This is a genomic window from Paenibacillus sp. P36, assembly GCF_045866505.1.
Taxonomy (GTDB): domain Bacteria; phylum Bacillota; class Bacilli; order Paenibacillales; family NBRC-103111; genus Paenibacillus_E; species Paenibacillus_E chondroitinus.
On sequence record NZ_AP038372.1, the window covers coordinates 2,392,229 to 2,414,561 of the forward strand.

Below are 22,333 nucleotides of genomic sequence, written 5' to 3' on the forward strand. Positions count from 1 at the left end.
AGTGTCTCTTCAAGCAACTGCTTCCGTCGCACCTAGGGCAATCCAGTCACGTCTAAACCTCGGTGGTACAAGATGTCAAAAGCCGTGAAGACGACAGGTTTTCGCTTCTTATTGGAGCGGAAGCCTGCATTTGTGGCTTCGAAATCAGCTCGCCCTTGTTCGTCAAGAACAACGATTTCCCCATCAAGAATAGTTCCTTTCGGAATCGGTGGATTATGGAGTTCCGGATATTTTGCTGTTGCATTCGTGTTCTTTGTATATAGGTTAAGCTCATCCATATTTGATACAATCAGCCGAATACCATCTCACTTCAATTCGGCGAATGTAGGAATACAATCAAACGGTTTATTGTTTTTGGCATATTGGAGAAGCATTGGGGGAATAAACATTTTCTTCATCACCCATAATAATGGTACACCTTAGAGATATCTATGACTAATGGGATTTGAAGGAAGTAAGGAGCCTATAAAATGAAGAAATTAATTACCCCAAGCTCATTCGTTTATTTAAGTATTGCAACTGCAATTACATTTCCAGTGTACTACGCCCTTAAAGGAAGATGAATTTCTCGAGCTCGGAAAGAATTACTTTGCCTTGGCTTTTTTAAGTCAACTAGAACTAATTTAATAAATAAGTATTTCCCCACTTGTTAAATCACTGGTGGGGATTTTTGTATTACCTAAATATAACTTGCATAGCGAATGCGTGTTCGATAAAGCCATTATTAGGGCTTCAAGTTTAATGAAAGCTGGTCTTGCAGCCGATAGAGCAGGCAAAATTGGAGGTCACTATAAGTGAGTAAAAAATTAGAACACACCATCGATTGCATTCCTTGTTATTAATTACATAGTGATATGGGATATTTTTCCCGGAATAGGTAAACCATATAAAAAACAAGCTCATTTCATCTCAGAGAGGGATTCATGCATGATTCAAAAGAATTTACCCTTTGCGCTCATAATGATGACTTTAATGATGTCTGTCGGTCTAATGAATCACGTTCAACTCGTCCCTTTATTATTGGAGACGGTACAAAGGGATGCTTGGATCAGCATCGTAATATTGACTGTCCCCATCTGCGTATTCATGATTCCGGTTTACTACATCTGTAAAAAAACGAGTGGAAGTAACATTCAAGACTGGATCAAGATCAACTATGGCTTCATACCTTCCCTTCTTTTTCGGAGTTCATGGATCGTATATTTTATTTTTTTCGTCTTCGTCGCGGTTAAAGATACGGTCATGTGGACGCATGTCTCCTATTTACCACATACCCCCGTGCTTGTTATCGCCCTATTCTTATGTGGTTTATCCGCGATTGTCAGCGTTTTTGGTGTACGCATGATTATGATTGCATGCGGCATTTTTTTGCCGACTGTATCTTTGCTCGGTTTCTACATTTCCTTTGCGAACATTCCGGATAAGGATTACTCCAGTATCTTTCCCGTCCTTGAAAACGGTTGGAGTCCTATTCTGAAAGGGCTGATTTATTTAGGCGGCGGATTGTCGGAGTTGGTCATCATCATATTTCTAAACCAGCAAGCTTCAAAAAAATCTTTATTTTATTATGTTTTACTTGCTCTGCTGTTAGCCTGCCTGGCTTTTGGTCCGACTCTAGGCGCGATCAGTGAGTTTGGTCCATTGGAGGCTGCCAAACAACGATATCCTACTTTTGAAGAATGGCGGCTTCTACGTATTGGACATTTTGTCGAACATATGGATTATTTGTCCATTTATCAGTGGATTACCGGCGCATCCGTTCGTATTTCGCTTGGCATGTGTCTAATCCTTGATCTTGCGAATTTGTATAAGCGGCGTACCCGAGCATTAGCCGCTTCATTGATTGGTGCAGGATTCATATTGGCTAACCTATTACATATCAGTGATTATGATTTTTTGTTTTTTTTACGGCATTGGTTGTGGATGTGCTGCATAACAGCAGCCAATTGGAGGTCATGCTTGCTGATAGTTCGCTTTCTTTATTTCCGTTAATCGATTATATCGGGCGTCCGGATTATGTGACTGAAAGCTTAATGGTCGGTCGGTTTGTTTTTTTGGCTGATGGCTCCCCTAACGCCATTATTGCTCCAGTCACGTTTACCGAGATTCTCAAAACACCGGAGGATCTCTATTTACCTTTTCAATTTGTTACCCTTGAAAGACTCCTTAGAATACTTGGATTTATTATAGGTACACTATTGCCGGGCTTCTGGATCGCATTATCCGCCTTCAATGTCGACCAGATCCCTTTCTCCCTGTTGGCTTCAGCAAAAATAAACAGATCTGGTCTTCCTATGCCGTCCACACTCGAAGCGTTTTTAGTGGTTAGCATTTTTGAAGTGTTCAGGGAAGCAGGCATTCGTTTGCCCAAATCGGTCGGTCAGACGGTTGCCGTTGTCGGCGGGCTGATCATTGGTGACATGTCTGTAAAAGCGGGTCTTACCTCGCCAATCATGATCGTGGTCGTATCGATATCTACCGTTGCATCGTTTATGCTGATCAACCAAAATTTAAATGGGACTGCGACCATTTTTAGATTTTATGTTCTTCTCATGTCCTGCTTTTTTGGCATATTTGGGTTTATCCTTTCCGTTATCTGCATTGTCTTTTATATGTCCGGCTTGGAATCCTTCGGCATCCCTTACTTGACTCCAATGTCTCCACCGCTTTGGAAGGAATTGATACCTGCTATAGCGAGAAAACCACTATCTCAAATGAAAAAGAGACCAGGTTTTCTTCAACCAAAAGATGCCACCCGTCAAGGAGATGACGCTTCTTGAACTTCGGACGTATCGTTGTATTGATTCTAAGCTGTAGCCTTTTCCTCACCGGTTGTTGGGATCGAAGAGAGCTTCAAGATACCGTATTCGTAGCTGCAATTGGCGTTGATTATAAAGACGGACAATACCTCGTATCTTCCCAACTTATTAATTTCGGTAACGTTGCCAAGCGTGGGACGGGAAAAAATGGTGGAGAGAGCACATGGATAGGTGCAGCATCCGGTAGTAATCCTTTTGTCGCTTTTCAAAATTTAAATCAAATGACATCCCAGCAGCAGTTATATTTAGGACAGGTGACAGCTCTTGTCTTAACCAGCCGCGCGATTGAACAAGATGTAGAGGACATCCTAGAAGCGTTATACCGTTATCGGGAGCTTCGTTATACTGTCTGGTTATTTGGGACCGAAGAGCCCATCACGCCACTGTTTGGTTCAGATGCTCTACTTGGGCTCTCGCCTGAGCTGACCGTCATCCACAATCCTAAACCCGCTGCCGCCAAAGTAGCACGAACTCGGCCAGTTTCTGTGAGACAATTCCTTAAGGCCTATAGAGAGTCCGGGGAAACGGCGTTTATTCCCTCTCTATCGTTAAATAACAATTGGGAGACAAAAAAGAAACCGATGCCCGTAGCCTATATCGATGGACTCTATGCTTTTTATCAAAAAAAGTATAAAAAGAAATTTCTGCTTTCCGATGTCGAAGGAATTCGTTGGATGTACAAACCTTCAGATGAGGTCCTACTGCAGGTAAAAGGACAGCAATTTCAAGCGACGTGTATGGTGAGAAGTAGTCATCGGAGCGTAAAGTGGACTTATGGGAAAGATCAGCTTCAATATACTCTGGACTTAAAAATAAAAGCTAGTATGGAAATGGGGAATGGTCAGTTCTCCAAGGAAGAGCTCAGGACGGCTGTGGAGAAAACGATACGCAATGAAATTATGGAAACCTTTCAACTGGGTAAAAAAACAAATGTCGACTTGCTGAATTTGGAGAAGGAATTGTATAAATATGATCTGCGCCAATGGCGTGAAATTTACCATTCACCAGACGTCAATCCTGCATTGAAAGTGAATATTCATTTGTTTCTAGAGCATTCAGGAACTTATAAGGCTGACCAATATGGTGAATCATAGAGTTCCAAAATCTATAAAGGAATTATTGCTCAAGTTTAGATACGATAAATTAGCAGAACCCGCAACCATAAATAGTTGCGGGTTCACTAGTGAAAAGAATTGTAAATATATGTGTGTCATAAGAAGTATAGCGAGATGAAAGTAACTACATATATGCTAACGAATAGTGATTGTTAGATATCGAGTTTGCGGGTACCAAGCCATTTCACTTTTTCAGGATCCCGATGTGAGAAGAACAGGCTCTGTTTCGTATCGAGTGTAGTAATGGATTCCATATCTTCTTGGCTTAATTTAAAATCAAAGATGTTGAAGTTTTCAATAATTCTTTCTTTACGGACAGACTTTGGAATCACAACGACTTCTCTTTGTGTCAACCAACGTAAAACGACCTGAGCAACGGATTTATTATATTTCCCAGCTATATTTACCAAAACCTCATTCTGGAACAAGTTATTTTTTCCTTCAGCAAAAGGCGCCCAAGATTCGATCTGAACGTGATTCTCTTTCATGAATTTTGCATTTTCGATTTGTTGGTTGAAAGGATGTGTTTCAACTTGGTTTACTGCAGGAATGACTTCATTATGAATGATTAGATCGATTAGACGATCTTCATGGAAGTTACTAACGCCAATTGCACGAACCTTTCCTTCACGATGCATTTCTTCCATAGCCCGCCAAGAACCATGCACATCGCCGAATGGCTGATGAATTAAATACAAATCTAAATAATCCAATTGTAATCTTTCCAGCGATTTTTCAAATGCCTTTTTTGTACGCTCATAACCAGTATCCTGAACCCAAAGTTTCGTAGTAATAAATAATTCCTCTCTTGCTACGCCACTCCGTTTAATCCCTCTGCCAACGGCTTCCTCATTTAGATAAGAGGCAGCTGTATCAATCAGCCGATAACCTGCCATAATAGCGTCATAAACGCTTTGTTCACATTCATTTTGATCCGCAATCTGGAAAACACCAAAACCGAGTATAGGCATCTCAACACCATTGTTCAAAGTTACTTTTTGCATATAAAGTCCTCCAGTTTATTTATGATTATGTGCAAGTCAACCCGATCGTATCCATAACAGCTACTGTTTTCACATTCTTATTATGCATTAAATGATACAGAGATCGTTATCCTAATCGTCTCTAATGTTTGCCTAAACCTCTCGCTACCACTTGAGCAAGACATTAAAGAGGAGCAGTCGCCTAAGCTACTGCTCCCTGTTTTTCTTGCTTTACGCGTTGATGAGTTGGTCGTAGCCAGCCTTCAAGCGCTTTATATCTTCTCTAGGTGGATAACCAAACATACGAGAATATTCACGGCTAAACTGCGATGCACTCTCATAGCCTACTCGGAAAGCTACATCGGCGGCATCCGTTGATTCGGACAGTAACAGGCGCCGGGCTTCCTGTAATCTCAGCTGTTTTTGAAATTGAAGCGGACTCATGGCAGTTACTTCTTTGAAGTGCCTGTGGAATGTAGAAGTTCCCATATTGGCTAATTCCGCAAGCTCCTCGATTCGTAAAGGCTTATCCATATGATTGATAATTTGATCGATAGCCTCCCGGATTCGGTAGGTGCTACTACCTTCCATTGCGATTTGGGCCAGCGTAGTACCATACTGCCCTTGAAGAAGTCTGTATAAAATTTCTTTCGTGTAGTAGGGAGCCAAAAACGGAATGTCTTTCGGTTTGTCTAGTAAACGAGACAATCTCATGATCGCATCCAATATGGAAAACTCGATTTCGCCGACAAACATCGCACGTTCTGTACTTTCTTGCTGGTCGATTTGAATGTTTCCTTCATTTAGTATCTCTAATATTTGGTTCTGCGTAAATTCCAGCTTTAAGCTAAGATAGGGTTCATCGGGAGAAGCTTTTATGACGTGACCGATTACTGGCAAGTTCATAGAGGAAACCAGATAGTCAGCAGGACCATACTCAAATCGCTCCTGGGAAAGTAGTACGTCTTTAAAACCTTGAGCGATGAAACAAAAGCAAGGTTTGTATACTCTGTAAACAGGCTGAGACACTTGCGAGGCACGAACAATAAATAAAGATGGTATCCCCGTCTCGTAAACACCATCTTGACCCGCATGTCGTTCAATCAGTTCAGCAAGTTCATTCTGTAGGTTATCAATTTGTCCTGACACATTGTCCTCCTTACGAGTTGACCTTTGATGATTTCATTATAGTATAACAATCTTTAATTGCGAAGTAGTGACGAGAGGATTAGGCAATTATGTGAGACGAATGGGATAACGATCACATTTAAAAGTGTAGCATAATAAGTATGTGCTTAAATTTACAGGACAAGGTTAAACAACCATTATCATAAAAAGTATGAAAGGGAGCGAGTAAAATGTCAGATTCCAAAGAACTTACTATTGCCCAGAAGGCGATCGGAGATTTCGCGCCTAAGTTGGTTGAACTAACGGACGAAGTATTATTTGGAGATGTATGGAAGCGTGAGGGACTTTCTCCGCGTGACCGCAGTTTGATTACCGTAGCGAGCCTAATTACTGGCGGAAATACGCAACAGCTGAAAAACCATTTAAATTTAGCCAAACAAAACGGTCTGTCGGAAGAAGAGCTAATCGAAGCCATGACCCATCTTGCCTTCTATGCAGGTTGGCCGAAAGCAATGTCAGCGATTATGTTTGCAAAAGATGTATTTACATCCGAAAAATAATTAACTATCCGCCATACCCATTATAACGAGGTGATCAAATGGAGATTCGTTCATTAGGAAATACGGGATTAAAGGTAACCAGTTTGTGCGTGGGAACAATGACCTTTGGCAACCAAGCGGACAAAAAGGCTTCGTTCGAAATTTTGGACAAAGCCTTTGAAGCTGGTGTGAACTTCATTGACACGGCAGATGTGTACCCAATTGGAAGGCAATCTCATGCCGTCGCCGGTGCAACCGAGTCGATCATCGGGGAGTGGCTGCAAGGTAAACGAGACAAACTGGTGCTTGCGACAAAGTGTTTTGGCGCGATGGGACCTGGTCCCAACGAAAAGGGCTTGAGCAGGAAGCATATCTTCACAGCAGTTGAGGACAGTTTGCGCCGTTTAAAGACAGACTATCTCGACCTTTACCAAGCGCACCAATTCGACAAAGATACGCCCATGGAAGAAACACTGCGCGCGTTAGACGACCTTGTCCAACAAGGAAAGGTCCGTTACATCGGAATCTCGAACTGGCGGGCCTGGCAGGTCGCAAAAGCAAACGGTATTGCGGAGCGGAAAAATTATGCCAGGATTGTAAGCGTTCAGCCGCGGTACAATCTATTGTTTCGAATGATTGAGGACGATTTGGTTCCTATGGCACTGGATGATGGGATCGGCATTATTACTTACAACCCACTCGCTGGCGGCATGTTGTCGGGCCGGTATGGAAAAAACGCTCGTATCGAAGAAGGGACCCGGTTTGGACTCGGGAACAACTCGGGGGTCTTTTACCAAGAACGATACTGGAAAGAAGCTACGCTAGAGGCAGTTGATCAGTATCGGGTCTGGTGTGAAGAGCAGGATTTGAATCCTGTGACGACAGCCGTAAAATGGGTTACGCAGCAGCCGGGTATTACCTCCGCCATTATTGGCGCCAGTCGTCCGGAACAATTGGATGCGAGCTTGCAAGCCCGTGACATGAATGCCTTGAACGAACAGCAAATAGCATGGCTCGACGGGCTGTGGTTCTCACTGCCCCGCCGTCGCGAATTTAGTTAGAAGTGGGGAGGCAATAAATATGGAGTATGTGAAATTCGGAAATACCGGCATGGACGTATCAAGGTTATGTATCGGTTGTATGAGTTTTGGCGTTGCGGAGCGATGGAGTAGCAGCTCTTTCAGTCACCTTAACGCCTGATGAGATTGCTTTTCTAGAAGAGCCGTAAATTCCTCATCCATATATCGGCTTTCAATAAAGTTATTGATTACGCGGTGGTTCTCCATACTTCAGCTTTGAAAAAGGGCTCGATAAAATTAAATAAGAAGACTCCACAATGTATAAAAGGACCTGGCGGTGATCCGCCAGGTTTTTCTTAAATAATCTTGGAGGGTTGAAGAGAATGAGTTCCTAATAAGTACAGTGAGAGGAATAGACAATGATTCGAGACGAATGGGATATCTGTCTCTTTCTCATTTGCTGCATAATAAGAATAAGGTTAATGAGGCGTAGCAATCAGAGAACCAGCGTTAATCATGTTATTTTAAGGAGGTAAAAGTTGTTTACTCGATTAATTAAATTGTTTGCAATCAAGGGATATAGTTTGTTTGTCATTTGTGTTCTATTGGTAGGGACAGGTATTTCAATTTCACTACCGTACTTAGCTCTCTATTGTACAGAGAAATTGGGTATGAGTGCGGCAACTTTCGGAATTTTCACAGCAGTGAGTTCGTTAAGTGGCGTGGTGGCCAACTCATTCATTGGTAAACATTCGGATAGCAGGTTGGACCGGAGATTTATTATTATTATAGCAACGGTTTCTTCAGCATTAGGTTATACCTCCTATTTAGTGTTTGATAACTTCTTTATTTTGCTTATCATTGTTAGTTTTTTTAGTGGTTTAGGGGCTGCTGCTATGCCGCAAATTTATGCATACGCTCAGGAAGCGGCAAATGAAAGCAACACCGATGACAAGACATTTGCGATGTCCACTTTACGTTCACTTGTATCTCTCGGTTTCTTGGTTGGCCCCCTTATCGGAACAATAATCTTAGGAACTGTCGGATATAAGGGTCTCTTTTTGGGTACTTCTGCTATTTTCCTTACAATAGCATCTCTTGTTTTTATATTTCTGCCTAAAAAAGGAGCCATTCAAAAAAAGAGAATGGGTGCTGGCACAACTACACTCAAACGGAGTCAGATATATTTTCCGCTAATTGCCTTCATCTTTCTATTTGCTGTCAATGCCATTAACGGGATTGTTACGCCTTTATTTATTGTCAACGAGCTTAATGGTACATATTCCGATGTTGGAATGGTTGTTAGTATATGTGCTGGTTTAGAGATTCCCATTATGTTCGTGTTAGGTGCTGTAAGCAGAAAGATATCCAACCATTCTTTGATGATCAGCGCATGTTTTATTGCGATACTTTACAATATTATTTTAAGTGTTTCAACCGATTCCTGGCATCTGATTGCAGCACAGCTTTTGCAGGCAGCATTCGTTGCTATTGTTATGGGGAATGGATTAAGTTATTTTACGGAACTGCTTCCTAATTCACCAGGGGTATCTACTTCGATCTATTACAACGGGTCCATTATTGGAAGGTTAGTGGGAAATTTAGGCGGAGGCATCATTGCTCAGTATGTGGGGTATCGAGACGTTTATTGGGCATGTCTGGCAATTGTGATTGTTTCGTTCTTTATATTAAGGAGCATAAGACCCCATAAGGATGTTAAAGTAGCCACTTGAAGATATGTGAGTTGTATTAGCAAAGATGCAAGCTAAAGGGAGCATTAGGATGAATTTAGCCATTCAAAAAGAAAAAGAAGACCTACAACTATTGGAAGGAATAAAAGATTTATTGCAAGAAAGCTATCAACTTTCTGAAAATGAAATAAATCTGATCATGAATAGAGCAAGTGAAAACTCAGAAGGATACTTAGTTGATTATTTTGCATTTGTTGAACCCATCCAGGGAATTTGTGACGGAATCAGGAACACGTTAGAAAAACATCTAAAACAAGTAGATAAGGAGGAAAATATGGTTTTGAAAATGGTTAACGAAGCTGCTGTATGGCACGCGTTTGAAAGCATAAGAAGGTATTATAAGAATCAGGCAAACCTTTTTTAAACAATGCAATGAATGAGATGCATCCAATAAGCGCTTTTGTAAGGGAAAGTGTTAGTCCGAATAATTACACTGTTACCCCTAGTCTCGACACTTTGAAAAAGTGTTCAGACACAGAGGGTATCTTTTGTTTGTATGTATATTTCTTTATCCGTAATAGAGATGTGGTTCCCCGCTGTTTTGTATATGGTGTTGGAGCAGAACAGGGGGATTGAATCTCGGACCTCCTCGCTGTCAACGATGCGCTCTCCAAACCAAACCTAAATTTCTGACACTTTTCAAGCTTTCTCACAGTTTCGCCGAATTGGATCCATCCAACGGCATACTTCATGAAATTGATTCTCTAATGCGTAAAATTCACTAAATATTCTGATGAATGCTATGACTCTGGAACTTTATACCCTGCTATGGATGGTTTAAGTCAAGAAGTTTCCATTCAAAAGACGGCAGTCAAACAGACTAAATCTGTCTTTAACTAATATAGGGTTAGTGTTTTTCCTTAAAAGCCCTCGGACTTACCCCCGCATATTTTGTAAAGACGTGAGTAAAATAGGCGGGGTCCTCGATGCCGACCTCTTGGGCAACTTCGAATATTTTCAATGCTGAATTTTTGAGGATTCTTTTTGCCATATCAATACGGTATTTATTCAGTGTATCCATTAAGGCTTCCCCAGTTTCTCTTTTATATAGTCGGCTTAAGTAACTGCTATTGACATGTACGTATTCAGCAATGAACTGCAGATTAATTTGTTTGTTGAAATGTTCTCGGATACATTTGTTTACTTCCCTCACTATGTAATTACTGTGATTGCCTTGTAAACTGAGGATGTGTATAGACGTTTGTATAAAGTTGTTTAAAATATGGAACAGATCACGCATTGACTTGCTATGTTGGATTTGAGCGTAAGTATGGGATTCATTGTTTACGAAAGAGACATCTGCCCATTGGGGTTCGGTAAATAATTTAAAAGACATGGAACATAGGAGCAACCCGCTTGCTTTCATATGCTCAATAGGCACATTGTTTTCTTTATAGGAGTCAAAGAGATTTGATAATTTCAGAGAAGCTTCTGCAACATTTTCCTGTTGGATGTAGGTCATGATTTCATCTATATAGGTATGCGTGGGTACAGATCTCAAACCGTAAGGTGTTGTGTCGCTCGGACTATAGGATGTAATCGGGATATCATGAAACAAACTATTGGTAAGCGCTTTCTTTGCTTCAGTAAAAGCTTCGGGCAATTCAAGCGAAGAAGCATGTGGTTGACTAATGCCAACATGCACCGCGAAGTTCATGAAATTGTCGACCATTTTCATAATTTCCCTGCATTTATTTGGTATGAACTGCGTGTATTCGGCTTCGTTTGCATACGCAAAGGATACAATCGAAACAAGTTGATTTTTACTTATGATAGACGTGTAATGTTGGGAATCTTTGAAGGCAAGGTTTGAAAAGTGTCTAAGTTGAGAGACAAAATTGCTGTATTCGCTAGAGGTTGTTTCACTATGATTTTCAGCAAGGTCGCTCATTTCAAAAACCGCAATGATATAATGATCAATTATGATGCCATGTTCTTTCATTTTGCTTACAATGACCTCAGGATGACTAATCATATTGTCGAAAACTTCTTTGATGAATTTATCCCGAATCTCGGACAAATGTTTCTGCTGCAAAGCGATTAATTCCTTTGCTTTATGCACAGCCTCCGGAATCTTCTCGGTTGGGTTGATTTTCACAAGGAAGTCAACGACGTTATACTTGATCGCAGATTGTGCATACGCAAAATCGGCATAAGCCGTTAATAAAATGACTTTGGTATGAGGGTAATACTCGTAAATATATTTGGCTAGTTCAATACCGTCCATTCCGGGCATTTTAATATCCGTTATCACGATATCGATTTGGATGGATTGCAAATATTCCTTTGCTTCCGTGCCGTTTGAAGCCGTGGCAGCCAGTTCACAGTCAAGAGACTTCCAGTCTACAAAGCTTTGCAGACCTTGCCTAATGACAGATTCGTCATCAACTATCATTACTTTATACATGAACGTTTTCTCCCTTATCTGCAGGAATAAGAACTGAAACCTTCGTACCTATGTTTAATTGGCTCTGGATGGCAATCCCGTATTGTTCTCCATAGATTAGTTTAATTCTATGATTGGTATTATGTAATCCAATATTGTTGTGGCCTTTTCTTCGGCGCTCGTTATGAACCACGGAATCGAGATTGATTTGGTCTGCTTTAAAGCCAAGACCATCATCTTCAATCTCGAAATAGATAGAATTAGCAACCTCAGTGATTGTAATGGTGATGGTACCTTTATCTACTTTATTTTCAATACCATGAACGACGGCATTTTCGACAATGGGCTCCAGACAAAACTTAGGTACATATAAGTCCAAAAGAGCCTCATCTTTTACATCTATACGAAAATCCAGTTTATCTTCAAATCGCATTTTCTGTAGATACAAGTAAAAATTGACAATCTCCAATTCCTCGCGAATGGTTATTTTTGTTTTACTGTCTGTATACATACTCGCTTGTAGTAATTCGGTTAAAGACATAACCATTTTATACACCGTTTCATCTTTGGAAAATCGTGCTTTATAACCTATGGTAATAAGGGTATTGAACAAAAAATGTGGGTTCATTTGCGATTGCAAAAATTTCAATTCCGTTTCTTTCAGTAAGAGCTGCTTCTCGTATACTTGATTAAAGAGATATTTGATTTCACTTGTCATTTTATTGAAGGTGTGGCTAAGCAGATTCAACTCCAAATCCGAATACTCGGGCATTTTGGCATCGTAGTTTCCAACCTTCACTTGATTGATATTCCGTAGCAAATCCTTAATAAAGCGAGTAAACCGCAGGGATAGGAAGATACTTGATACAAGGAATAAGAGCATGATTAATAATAAAAAGAGAGTGTAATTTTTCATATTGTCCGACAGCTTGGCCAGAATTTGTTTCTTCGGAATACAGATGACAAAGCTTAGTCCACTATCATTTATTTTTTTGGCTGCTACCATGTAGGACCGATTATCCATAGTTATATGATTGATATCTGTTTTATCACTTAACTGCAAAATCGACGAATCCACTTTGTTTCCAATCAAATTTTTATTCGAACTAGAATAGATGAATCCTTGTTTATCGATGAGATACACCATTGCACCAGGAATCTCAAGCAGTGCAGCATACTTATTGAAAATTTGACTCTCATCAATGCCGATAATTAAGTATAACCGTTGTTCAGGATTATAAATGTTGGAGACATTTCTAACGTAATAAATTACATTGTCGTTATAAAATGCGGGCACAGGAACAATACCCTCAATATTCATGCCTTTTTGCTGATTATAAATGTTTATATTATTGGCAGTAACGATGTTGACATCTTTCGTTGATCTGGAAATGGAGGAGAAGTTCGATTCATTTTGAAAAATATAAACGGTTGAGATCAGTTTGCTAACCCAGGCCGTATTAAACATTAAACTATATTTAAGTTCTTCCTCCATATCACTTTTATTAACAAATTGGCTGTAATTGTCACTTTCTACGGAAGTATCTCCGGCTAGCCATGTTCTAACCGATTTGGTAGAAAGCATGTGCAGGGAAGTGTCCGTTATCAGTTTGAAAGAGCTTTCAATATTGTCGTTCGTTTGCCCCATAATTTGTGACCAATTGTTCTCTGCATTTTTGGTTAATTCAGAAGACATACTCCAATAAAAATACAGCCCCGAAACCGACATTGGGAATAGGATCATAAACACAGTAGCAACTATTATTTTATGTCGAATGGGTATTGCTTTGAAAAATGAGACCATAATCAACCTCCCAAATTTATTGTAATCGGGATCGGATGAAAGCGCTATTCGTTCATGCGAGGGAGTCGAAATTTCTATAGAAAAGTCAAAATATCACAATGAAATTCATAGAACTACATCATGGAAGCGCTTGAATGACGAGATAAGTAAAAATAATGCAAGCTTATAGCTGAATTTCACATTAACATTCCTAATTATAGGTAATAAGATGATGAAGTAAAGTTTTTCTGCTAAATAACATCTTGAAAGGGGATTCACAACGTGAGAAAGAGATCTGTTCGTAAAGGAATTACAATGATTGCAAGTAGTATGTTAGCTCTATCTATGGTTGCTTGCAGCTCGGTAAAGCCAGCAGAAACAAAAGAGAGTGCGAGTTCGAGCCCGGCAACAGTCCAGAATACGGCGGCACCCAGTAAGGCGCCTGTGAAAATCAAATATGCCACTTATCGGGTTGGCACACATGTATCCGCAGCTGCAGAAAAGAAAATTTTGGACGAGTTCAAAAAGAAGTACAACGGAGAAATTGAACTGCAAGTTGAAGAGATTCCTGGTGATCAGGCTTATGTGGATAAGATTAAGGTGCTTGCGGCTTCAAAAGACCTACCCGATGTTGTTGAAGGTAAAAACGGTCTTAATGATTTACTTATAAAAGGAAATTTAGCCACACCGTTAAACGAATATTTGGAAGCGGATACTGCGTGGAAAGCGGAGGTTGGCAACGATGCAATCAATTCGAACTCACGAGACGGAAAAGTTTGGTCTATAGCCAACGGTGCGCAGCTTATCGGATATTTCTACAATAAAGAGTTATTCGAGAAAGCAGGAGTGAAACCAGCAGCTACGTGGGATGAATTTCTAACGAATCTTGAAAAAATTAAAACAACGACTGGAACTGCTCCAATAGCTATGATGACGGGGGAAAATGCCTGGACAACCAATCTACTCCTGGGGGCTATTGTAGGGACAAGCGGAGACGCAGGAAATAAGTTCATGAACACACCATTTTCCAAAAACTTTGAGACGCCTGAGTTCATTGAAGGATTGAAGAAGATTCAAACCATCCTTCAAAAATATACGACAAAAGATGCACTCGGCGCCGGTTATGCGAATGCGGCCAACAATTTCTTGCAAGGCAAGGCGGCAATTATAGCAAATGGTCCTTGGATGATCAGCGACTTCAGTGATAAAACGAAAGCGCTCGAAGGCTTTGATAAAAAGGTTGGCGTAGCGATGTACCCCAATTCCGGCATGTTTTCATCTTTTGAGGTCGGTTATATGTTAACGGCTAAAGATAAGGAAACGAAAGAGGCAGCGATTAAATTGTTGAAATTTTTAACGGATGCACATGCGCAGCAGATTAATCTTGAGCTCAGCAGCACAATGCCTTTGACGGTAAATGTAAAGCCTAGCGATGAGTTTAAGCAAAAGAACCCGCTCTTTATGGCAAATGTGGAACTCGGAGGTCAGGCTAAAAACAAATTTGCCAACCTTGACGCTCTAAACTTTGCCAATGTAACGGAAGCTTGGAAAACGTTATACCCTGAACTTAACTTTAATAAAGCTACCGCTGAGGAAATTGCCAAGAGGTTAAGTAATACAGCAGAGAAAAACAAATAGAGTACATATCGGATAAAACAAGGGGGTGACTCCCCAGAGCTAACTTGTTTAGGGGAGTCGGATCCATATTTAAGGAGTCACAAGATGGCAAAAAATAAGTTGTATATTACGTTGTTCCTTTTACCAACTCTGCTTTTGTTCGCATTGGTTTTTGCCACTTCATGTGTTATTTTGTTTGGAACCTCATTGACGGAATGGCGGATAGGTTCCAAAGTGTCTTTCATTGGCATACAAAACTATGCGGAAATGTTCCTGGACCCGGATTTCTGGAAAAGCGTATGGAATACGATCCTATGGATGCTGCTCCAATCGACCGTCCATATTATGATTGGTGTCAGTTTCGCTCTCATTCTTTTGAAGAAGGAATTTTATTGGAAATTCGCGAGAACAGTGTATATGCTGCCCAATATTATTTCCGGTGCTGCGATAGGCATGCTTTTTCTGAGTATACTTAATCCTGAAATCGGGGCTGTGAACCATATCATTAGGTTGTTCGGCTTTGAGGGCTTTTCACAAAACTGGTTTATGGATTATAACTCCGCCTTTTTCTCAGTCACGATGACTTGGCTTCCTTATGCAGCCGTTATTACCATTCTAGTACTGGCTGAAATTGCGGCAATTTCTGAGAGTGTATTCGAATCAGCAAAGATTGACGGAGCCAGCGAACTCAAAATCAATTTATATATTGTACTTCCTATGCTAAGGAATATTATTGGAACCTGCGTCCTTTTGGCAGGAACCAGTATCTTGCAGAAATTTGACATTATTATGATGACGACAGGTGGAGGACCGGGAAACGAAACAATGAACTTGCCTATGTATATATATAAAACAGCGCTTATTGACAATAACTTTGGCTATGCGAATGCAATCGGGGTTTTTGCGATTCTGCTTGGCATTGTGTTTGTTATGACAACGAAAGCGGTGTTTAAAATCGGAGACGCTTTGGAATAAGCAGGATGGTGGAGATGAACATAATGAAATACTTCCTATTATCGGCTAAATATATGTTTGTAAGCTTAATTATTGTCTTATCTGTAGCACCATTCTTGTGGGTGTTTCTATCCTCATTTAAGAGCAATATGGAAATCATGGTTTCCTCCTTAAGCTTAGCGAGCCATTTCGATTTAAGCAATTACGAAAAGGCGTTTAAAATTGCTCCATTAGCTAGATTTTATCTAAATAGTGTCATTGTTGCGGTATGCGGTACTTTATTAAATCTGTTTATTCTGGGATTGTCCTCTTATGTCATTGCACGATTCAATTTTCGAGGAAAAAATATCATCATTGGCATATTGTCTTTATCTTTGTTAATACCTGGCGCTGCGCTGCTGCAGCCTTTGTATCTTACTGTGAAAACATTAGGCTTGTACGATCATTTATTTGGATTAATTCTTGTATATGCTGGTTTCGGACTGCCCACATCCTTATTCATTCTTTCCAGCTTTTTTCTCACCATTCCCAAGTCATTGGAAGAGTCTGCATACTTGGATGGTGCCGGCTTCATCAAGACCTTCTATCGCGTCATTTTACCTCTATCGAAACCGGGATTCTCGACGGCGGCTGTTTTACAGTTTTTATTATGTTGGAATGAATTTCAATTTGCACTTACATTAACTACTGGTAGCAAAAGCAGAACACTACCATTGGCGTTATATTATTTTAAAAGCCAGTTCGGAAGTGATTACGGCGTTATGTTCGCAGCTACAATTATTGTTATCATTCCAAGTATTATTGTGTACATGATCATGCAGGAACAAGTGGTCTCCGGTTTGACAGCGGGGGCAGTGAAAGGGTAGTCATTGCAAACGCATACATTAGTGGTGACTATGTTCATGATGAACTACAAGAATAGTAATGGAGGTCGACGAGTATCATGTTGAAAATGAGATTTAAGAAATTTACATCGGTATTATTGTTCATTTGTATGCTAGTAGCACCAATGAGCCAAGCTATAGTCGCATCCGCAGAAGAGGCCAATGTAAATTCTTCCGCACTTGATGTACAAGAAAGCCAAGTAAACGGGGAATATTCGCTTAATTTATCACAACTGGGGAACGTTGATTGGTTGCATTTCAAAGGAAACGGCGCCAATAATTTGACCCAAATTAGAAAAGCAAGCTCAAACGCTGTTACCTTTAGCGTATATGGAGATAACACGACTGGCTTCGAAGGCAAGATGGATAGAGGATCGGATGCCAATTATTTATCGTATACCTGGGATAACGGAATTTCTGGATATGAGACAGGCAATAAAGATACTGGGTTTGGGGTGTTTTTTCCTAATAACAGGACTCCTGGAACCTATGACAATGTTGGTTGGACCTTTACGGTAGCGCCGCAACCTCAGGAGTCGACCGTTGTGTTTGGCATCGGCATGTGGCAAGCGAAAGTCGATGTGAAAATCTATGCGGATAATACGCTTGTTGAGACGAAGAAAATTAGTGCGGGCGGAACTTCACAAGTGTACAAGTATCAGATCAAGGTACCCGCGAATGTACAGTTAAAAGTAGAAGGTCTCCAAACAGAGACGATCAGTCAATGGGGGAACATGTCTTTTTCCGGATTGGCTGTCAGCAGCGTGGAGATTGCGGATAAACTTAATTTGCACAATGAGTATAACAACGTGAAAGATTGGACTCAAAAATTATATACGGATGCATCATGGCAAGTATTTGTCGCCGCTAGAGATAACGCCAATCTTGTTCTAGAGAAAGCAGACGCTTCGCAAAAAGAAATTAACGATGCATTGAATACGCTTTTAGCAGCAAAAACCGCCCTTACCAAAAAAGAAACGAATATGATGATCGATTTTACAGGAACTGAAAAAAATGAATATGCATTTGGCGACGCAGTCGATCAACAAGCCAGGTATCAAACGTTTACGGTTAATGAAGGCTATGAAATGGAATATATCCAATTTGTCATTAAACAAATGGCGAGCGATGCGAATGATCTGGTTGTAAAACTTTATAACACCAATAGTAATGGATTGCCGGTAGGTTCGCCGCTGAAAGAAGTTACTGTCAGCAAAGATAGTGTGATAGATGGTGGTTTAACAACCGTACATTTCAATTACACTCTCGGTAATAACACGCGTTATGCGATTGTTTTATCACAAAGTAATCTTGTTTCAGGCAAATACCGCTGGGTTGTCATGGATAAAAATGAAGAATCAAGCTCAGAATTTTTTGGCAAAACCGTTTCAGGGAATTTCATCTCAGAAGCTCAGCTAGGAACGGGAATTTTGCGGATTATTAAACAGACGGCCGTAAATCGCAACTCCTTGCAAACGTTTATACAGGAAATTAGTAAGTACAATAGTAAGCTTTACACGGTGCAGTCTTGGTCTGTATTGAAAACCGCGTTGTCTAACGCCAATGGATGGTTGAACAATTTTGATGCAACTCAAATTGAACTTGACGGCGCGCAAAACCAATTGCAGACGGCATTTGATAGTCTGGTTTTAAACAGGGACATAACCAGCTTTGTTAGCCAAATTGATGCAATTAGTCGTGCAGTTGTCAAAGGTTACACAGAAAGTTCAGTGACTGCTTTAAACAGTGCCATTACAGCAGCCAAGGCATTAAGCAATGATGCATTAGTAAGTGAAAAAATTAAAGCTTTTTCAGCGGTGCTAAATGCGATTGATGCTTTAAAAGTATCGGGAAAATATCAATATGAAACTCATGCAAACATGACGGCGGCTTTTGGTTTTGAGTCAGATAAAAATGCTTCTCTTGCGTTCTTGGACGGTTCGTATCAAATAGGCGGGAATCGTCCGATGCAGCATGGACCCATTGCACCAAAACAAATGGTTACTTTCGGTGTGACGGATACTAGCAATATTAAATGGTATTTAAACGAAGGATATTTGCCGGTGTTTGTAAGTGAATTTACAAAGGATGATGTGCAGTATAAAATTGAGAATTTCGGCAATAAGCATACGGTTGATAGCAAGGATTATGTCATTAACTATTCTCGGATAACGGCAACGAATGTTTCGAACGAAGTTAGACTTTTACCAGTTGTATCTTCAAATTTGATTCCATTGAATGATAATACGAAGTATGCGTATGTAGTAAACCCTGGAGAGTCCGTTGTCAGAGAGTATGCCATTGAGGCGGATAAATACGAATATTTTAATGAGGGTGTAACGAATTACACTTCATTAACCATGGAACAAGTGATTGCTCAAGGTTCCTATGATACTAACTACCATGAAATGAGCACGTACTGGAAAACAAGACTTTCTGATTTGGTGGATCTTGATTTACCGAATAAGGAACTGGTTCAAGCATTTAAAGCCGGATATATCGATACTATGATAATCAAAGATGGCAATTTTCTACACGTTGGAGAGAATGGATACGCAAGATTATTTTCTCATGATACGATTGGCATTTTAGTCCAATTGATACAAAGCGGAGATTTTCAACATGCCAAAGATTATTTGAAAAGCGTGCCTTTAACAGGCGGAATCAATATTGAAACAGGTGTAACCGACGTAGACCTGTATTGGGACGCCAATTGGAAACTTCCGTGGGCGTATGCTGTTTATTTGAGTAAAACGGGTGATACATCCATCTTTAAAGAATCTATGACTGCCGAAGATGGGACGGTAGGTACTGTGTTTGAAAAGAGAATCAAATATGGTGCGAAGAGAATTGAAGCCGATCGTGTCAATGGTATCATGAAAAACACGCTTGCGATTGACTCTGATGGTAATTGGACGATTGATAATTATTCTGCATTAACAGGATTGACAGCCTATGAATATATCACGCGCGAGTTATATAGATTAGATCACGACGACTATTATTTGAATGAAGCAGAATGGGCTAAGGCGCAATATGAAGATCTGTTAGCAAAATTCACAGCAAGACTACAACAAACGATAACAGAAAAAAGACTGAACTATATTCCTGCATCTGTCGTACAAAGTAATGATGAAAACCGTATGCATGATTCCAGGGATGCGAACTGGGCCTCGATGTTCTTATTCGGTTTATGGCAGTGGGATGGATACTTATATGGAGCTAATCAACCCGAAGATAATATCAATTTAACCATGCTGGATGATACCTATTCATATGGAATAAACAGACGTGTTAATGAAAAAACAACGGATTCCCCATACAACTTTGGTGGTTACCCACATGGATTTTATTCAAGTGCCTACAATGCTGGTTACGGAAGTGCAGCGCTGCGTGGTGAAAAGTATAGAGATATGGGAATTAAAGCCTACGAATTCATGATTGAAAATTCAATGAGCGGGCCATTCAGTTGGTGGGAAGGAATTGCTTACCCGGAAGCTAACAGTCCATGGGCGAAGACAAATGATAACCTGAATGTTCATAATACCCCAGGTGGCGGAGGATCAGCCCCTCATATGTGGGGACAATCCGTCAACTCCAAAGTACTGGTTGATTCCCTGATCGCGGAAAGAATTTATGAGCAAAACAAAAAATATGATATCATCGTAGGTCGCGGCATTCCTAATGAGTGGGTTGTTGATGCTGCGAAAAATTCAAATGTTGTTGCAAATGTTCAGAACTACCCTGCGCTACAAGGAGGCAGAGTGGGGTATACCGTCGTCAGAGACGAAAACAAACTTATTTTTACATTTAATACGAAGCTGGATCAAGCAAAAATTGATGCAAGCGGAGCTAATTTTAGCGTTCAATTACCGATTATGGTAAACAATATTCTAGATGCAACGGCAGGAGTCATCAATCATGAGAAAGGGATTGTCACCGTTCCTGTAAGTACGAAAAATTTAACGATTTATTTAACAGAGTTCAGTAATCATGCACTGCTCGCTGATTTGGCAGTCGATCAAGGTACGCTGTCACCTGCATTTTCACCATCGACAATGAATTATGCAGTAAGTATTCCCAACACAGCTTCAAGTATTAATTTCAATTTGAGCAAAGCGGATCCTAATGAAACACTATCCGTTACGGGGGCTGCACAAACTTCTGAGTCGGGTAATGTATATTCTTATCGTTCTTCCGATTTACTTGTAGGATCTAATGCTGTTCAGATTAGGGTAACTGCGGGAGATGGTAAGACAACTAGCACCTACAATATCACAATTAATAGGGCTCAACCGGAGACACCGACACATACGTCGGACAGGGATTCAACTTCACAATCAATTCCTGATAACAATAAAGTGACTTCTACGGATGGGAAACTGACGGTTCCCGTAGGTAAAATAGGTGAGGTTAGTTTTGGAGGAAATGCGGTTAAGGTATCAATTCCGAAAGACGCCTCGGACCAAGAAATAAAATTAACGATAGAAAAAGTAGTAGACACTGATACCCTTCTACAGAATCAAGAGATTCTGGCTAGTCCAGTGTATGAGATTTTGAAAAATTTCTCAGACAACTTCAGTAAAGCTGTAACACTAACCTTTGCTTTTGATCCAAAAAGCGTGAAGAGTAATCAAAAAGCAGCTGTATTTTATTATGATGAAGGGAAGAAGATGTGGGTGGAAGTTCCAGGCAGCCAAGTTCATGGGAATTTCATTTCTGTGGAAGTCAATCACTTTACTAAGTATGCTGTTCTAGCTGTAGACAATAAAGATGTAACAACAGTGGATCCGTCGACAGGCACTGTTCAATTCAGTGATATTGCTGGACACTGGGCTGAGTCAACGATTAAGCAAGCGGTGAGCAATGGAATCGTTAATGGTTATTCCGACGGGACGTTTAAGCCGAATCTTGCTGTAACTCGTGCAGAGTTCGCTGTCATGCTGATCCATACGCTTAAACAGCAAGGAGAAGGTGCTCCGCTGACGTTCATAGATACGGCCAAGATTGGAAGCTGGGCACAAAAAGAGGTAGCGCAAGCGGTACAAGCTGGCATGATTAGCGGCTATGAGGATGGCTCTTTCCGTCCTGATGCGGAAATTACACGCTCTGAAATGGCATCCATGATTGCGAAAGCTCTAAGTTTAACGATCGATTTGAATACGACAACGAACTTCGCAGATGAGCAAGATATTCCACAGTGGGCCAAAGGTGCAGTGGAAGCAATCAAGAAACTTGGTCTTATCGAAGGTAAGGGAGGAAACGTATTCGCTCCTGCTGCCCATACAACAAGAGCAGAGGCTGTTACGGTTCTTTTGAAAATGATGTCCAAAAAGTAGTGGAAATAAAAAGGAA

16 protein-coding genes are annotated in these 22,333 nt (G+C 40.5%); 11 read left to right on the top strand and 5 right to left on the bottom strand.

Annotation, left to right across the window (positions count from 1 at the left end; translation table 11 throughout):
- Positions 1 to 32: 32 nt before the first annotated feature.
- Positions 33 to 299: a hypothetical protein gene (locus tag ACKTT9_RS10960; RefSeq protein WP_407873009.1), complete on the bottom strand. Its 267-nt coding sequence runs from the start codon at positions 297 to 299 to the stop codon at positions 33 to 35.
- Positions 300 to 927: 628 nt separating this feature from the next.
- On the opposite strand from ACKTT9_RS10960, the gene ACKTT9_RS10965 reads away from it, so the two are divergent.
- From ACKTT9_RS10965 to ACKTT9_RS10975, 3 genes are read left to right on the top strand one after another with little or no spacing between them, the layout of a single operon-like run.
- The gene (locus ACKTT9_RS10965) at positions 928 to 1,992 is read left to right on the top strand and encodes an endospore germination permease (protein WP_407871559.1); all 1,065 of its coding nucleotides are present in this window, start codon (positions 928 to 930) and stop codon (positions 1,990 to 1,992) included.
- Positions 1,956 to 2,780, top strand: coding sequence for a spore germination protein (locus tag ACKTT9_RS10970; protein ID WP_407873010.1), 825 nt, complete (start codon positions 1,956 to 1,958; stop codon positions 2,778 to 2,780). The genes ACKTT9_RS10965 and ACKTT9_RS10970 overlap by 37 nt, the downstream gene beginning before the upstream one ends.
- Positions 2,777 to 3,913, top strand: coding sequence for a Ger(x)C family spore germination protein (locus ACKTT9_RS10975; RefSeq protein ID WP_407871560.1), 1,137 nt, complete (start codon positions 2,777 to 2,779; stop codon positions 3,911 to 3,913). The genes ACKTT9_RS10970 and ACKTT9_RS10975 overlap by 4 nt, the downstream gene beginning before the upstream one ends.
- Positions 3,914 to 4,086: 173 nt before the next feature.
- Here ACKTT9_RS10975 and ACKTT9_RS10980 read toward each other — a convergent pair whose 3' ends face one another.
- Together ACKTT9_RS10980 and ACKTT9_RS10985 are read right to left on the bottom strand one after the other, a co-directional pair.
- The gene (locus ACKTT9_RS10980; RefSeq protein ID WP_407871561.1) at positions 4,087 to 4,938 is read right to left on the bottom strand and encodes an aldo/keto reductase; all 852 of its coding nucleotides are present in this window, start codon (positions 4,936 to 4,938) and stop codon (positions 4,087 to 4,089) included.
- Between the two features lie 210 nt (positions 4,939 to 5,148).
- The gene (locus ACKTT9_RS10985; protein WP_407871562.1) at positions 5,149 to 6,066 is read right to left on the bottom strand and encodes an AraC family transcriptional regulator N-terminal domain-containing protein; all 918 of its coding nucleotides are present in this window, start codon (positions 6,064 to 6,066) and stop codon (positions 5,149 to 5,151) included.
- Between the two features lie 209 nt (positions 6,067 to 6,275).
- On the opposite strand from ACKTT9_RS10985, the gene ACKTT9_RS10990 reads away from it, so the two are divergent.
- The 4 genes from ACKTT9_RS10990 to ACKTT9_RS11005 all read left to right on the top strand — a co-directional run bounded on the left by ACKTT9_RS10990 (position 6,276) and on the right by ACKTT9_RS11005 (position 9,718).
- The gene (locus tag ACKTT9_RS10990) at positions 6,276 to 6,605 is read left to right on the top strand and encodes a carboxymuconolactone decarboxylase family protein (protein ID WP_407871563.1); all 330 of its coding nucleotides are present in this window, start codon (positions 6,276 to 6,278) and stop codon (positions 6,603 to 6,605) included.
- 38 nt (positions 6,606 to 6,643) lie between these two features.
- Complete coding sequence (locus ACKTT9_RS10995; protein WP_407871564.1) at positions 6,644 to 7,645, top strand: aldo/keto reductase; 1,002 nt, start codon at positions 6,644 to 6,646, stop codon at positions 7,643 to 7,645.
- Positions 7,646 to 8,142: 497 nt separating this feature from the next.
- Positions 8,143 to 9,336, top strand: a complete 1,194-nt coding sequence (locus ACKTT9_RS11000) for a sugar efflux transporter (RefSeq protein WP_407871565.1) — start codon at positions 8,143 to 8,145, stop codon at positions 9,334 to 9,336.
- Between the two features lie 49 nt (positions 9,337 to 9,385).
- Entirely contained in the window at positions 9,386 to 9,718 is a 333-nt protein-coding gene (locus ACKTT9_RS11005; RefSeq protein WP_407871566.1) for a hypothetical protein, read from the top strand.
- A 483-nt stretch (positions 9,719 to 10,201) separates the two neighbouring features.
- Here ACKTT9_RS11005 and ACKTT9_RS11010 read toward each other — a convergent pair whose 3' ends face one another.
- Together ACKTT9_RS11010 and ACKTT9_RS11015 are read right to left on the bottom strand one after the other, a co-directional pair.
- Positions 10,202 to 11,761, bottom strand: coding sequence for a response regulator (locus ACKTT9_RS11010; protein WP_407871567.1), 1,560 nt, complete (start codon positions 11,759 to 11,761; stop codon positions 10,202 to 10,204).
- Entirely contained in the window at positions 11,754 to 13,436 is a 1,683-nt protein-coding gene (locus ACKTT9_RS11015; protein ID WP_407871568.1) for a sensor histidine kinase, read from the bottom strand. Before ACKTT9_RS11015 ends, ACKTT9_RS11010 begins: the two co-directional genes overlap by 8 nt.
- 369 nt (positions 13,437 to 13,805) lie before the next feature.
- Here ACKTT9_RS11015 and ACKTT9_RS11020 point away from each other — a divergent pair, with 369 nt between their 5' ends.
- The 4 genes from ACKTT9_RS11020 to ACKTT9_RS11035 all read left to right on the top strand — a co-directional run bounded on the left by ACKTT9_RS11020 (position 13,806) and on the right by ACKTT9_RS11035 (position 22,317).
- Positions 13,806 to 15,161 (top strand): ABC transporter substrate-binding protein, encoded by a 1,356-nt coding sequence (locus tag ACKTT9_RS11020; protein ID WP_407871569.1) that lies wholly within the window; start codon positions 13,806 to 13,808, stop codon positions 15,159 to 15,161.
- Positions 15,162 to 15,245: 84 nt separating this feature from the next.
- Positions 15,246 to 16,115 (top strand): carbohydrate ABC transporter permease, encoded by an 870-nt coding sequence (locus ACKTT9_RS11025; protein WP_407871570.1) that lies wholly within the window; start codon positions 15,246 to 15,248, stop codon positions 16,113 to 16,115.
- 14 nt (positions 16,116 to 16,129) lie between these two features.
- The gene (locus ACKTT9_RS11030; protein WP_407871571.1) at positions 16,130 to 16,960 is read left to right on the top strand and encodes a carbohydrate ABC transporter permease; all 831 of its coding nucleotides are present in this window, start codon (positions 16,130 to 16,132) and stop codon (positions 16,958 to 16,960) included.
- A gap of 77 nt (positions 16,961 to 17,037) precedes the next feature.
- Complete coding sequence (locus tag ACKTT9_RS11035) at positions 17,038 to 22,317, top strand: S-layer homology domain-containing protein (protein WP_407871572.1); 5,280 nt, start codon at positions 17,038 to 17,040, stop codon at positions 22,315 to 22,317.
- Positions 22,318 to 22,333: the final 16 nt, after the last annotated feature.